Annotated in this window: 2 protein-coding genes; both read right to left on the reverse strand. The window is 66.5% G+C overall.

The window, feature by feature from the left end; translation table 11 throughout:
- The coding region (locus WCB02_RS17200) for a HAMP domain-containing protein (protein WP_423959794.1) at positions 1 to 1,012 on the reverse strand (1,012 nt) is incomplete at its 3' end.
- A gap of 156 nt (positions 1,013 to 1,168) precedes the next feature.
- A partial coding sequence (locus WCB02_RS17205) for a winged helix-turn-helix domain-containing protein (protein ID WP_423959796.1) occupies positions 1,169 to 1,531 on the reverse strand: 363 nt, incomplete at its 5' end.

A 1,531-nucleotide genomic window follows, 5' to 3' on the forward strand; every position in this document is an offset into this window, starting at 1 on the left:
CAAGCGGCGCCTGCGCGCCGCTCAGCGAAACCGGCGCGCTCTGGGCGCTGCGCGCATCAAATTCGGCCCTCGCGACATGGGCCAGATCGACGGTCTCGTCGGGGGCGACGGCAAAAGAGGCGCGGGCGAAGGCCAGCGCATCGTCCATCAAAGATTGCATGCCATCGAGATCGGCCGCGGCCTTGGCGCATTGATCGCTCCTGGGCAGCAGTTCCAGGCGCAGCCGCAATCTCGTGACATAGGTGCGCAGGTCGTGGCTGATCGCGCCCAGCACCAACGTGCGGCTGCGCAACAGCTCGGCGATCCGTGCCTGCATGGCATTGACGGCGCGGATCAGGGTGCGCACGTCCGGCGCGCCGCGCTCAGTGATCGGCTTCGCTTCCACGGCCTCTGCAAAACGCTCGATCGCAAGCGCAAGCTCGGACAACGGCCGGGTCTCGCGGCGCACGGCGATCAGCGCCGCGAGCGCGACCACGAAGCCGAGGATTCCCGCAATCAGGCCGACCGGGATGCCAAGCGCCAGCAGGCTGAGATCGCTCGAGGTCTCAATCTCGAGATAGCCGCCGGAGTTGAGTCCGATCAAGGCATGCAGGCGCGCGCCGACCAGATCGCGCCAATGGCTCACCGGCTGCTCGCCATCGGACCCTTCCGTAACCAGCGAGATCGCCATGAAGCGATCGTCAGGAGGACCGATCAGCCCGCGCAGCCGTTGCTCGGCGGCGGCGAAGAACGGCGAATCAATCGCGTGTTCCGGAATTTGCCGGCGGATGCGCAACATGACCCGCGGGGTCGTAGCGGCGCGGCTGACCAGTTCGCGATCCGCCGCGGGCACCCGGTCAAGCGCCTGGACGAGAGCGGCCATCTGACCGAGGAACGGAGCAGCAAATCCGATTCGCTCCCGGCGTTCCCGCTGCTCGACGAAGTAGACCGCAATCATCAGCATCTGGACCAGAACGATGCCGCCGACCACGATCAAAGCGAGGCGTCCGGCGATGCGCAGGCGGCTCATCATGCACGAAACTCCCTGGAGCACGCTGCTTCAGGATGAAGCGTCATCGCGCTCTGACTTTTGGTTCGATCACGATCTCCGCGCCAACGCCCTGCGTTTGCCGTGCCGGGAAGACGGTGCACAATTCTCCGGATCATGCCCCTGATCAGCTCCTGCCGATCAAAGCAAGCGCAGGTCGGCTGCGAACAAATAGCCGCCGTTCCGCACCGTCTTGATCGACGACATCGCCGAAGGATCCACCGCGGCAAGCTTCCGGCGCAGCCGGCTGATCGAGACGTCGATGGTGCGGTCATAGGGGTCGGCGCTGCGGCCGCGGGTCCAGTCGAGCAACTGGTCGCGCGACAGCACGCGCCTCGGCCGTTCCAGGAAACAGGCCAGAAGATCGAACTCCATCGCGGTGAGATCGACGATGGCCTGATGGTCGTCGACCAGGCGGCGCGCATCGAGATCGGCGACCAGCGCGCCGAAGCCGATGCGGCGCGGCATCCGGCTTTGCGGCGGGCCGTCGGCCCGGCGCAGCAC

The organism is Bradyrhizobium sp. (assembly GCF_049581145.1).
Taxonomy (GTDB): Bacteria; Pseudomonadota; Alphaproteobacteria; order Rhizobiales; family Xanthobacteraceae; genus Bradyrhizobium.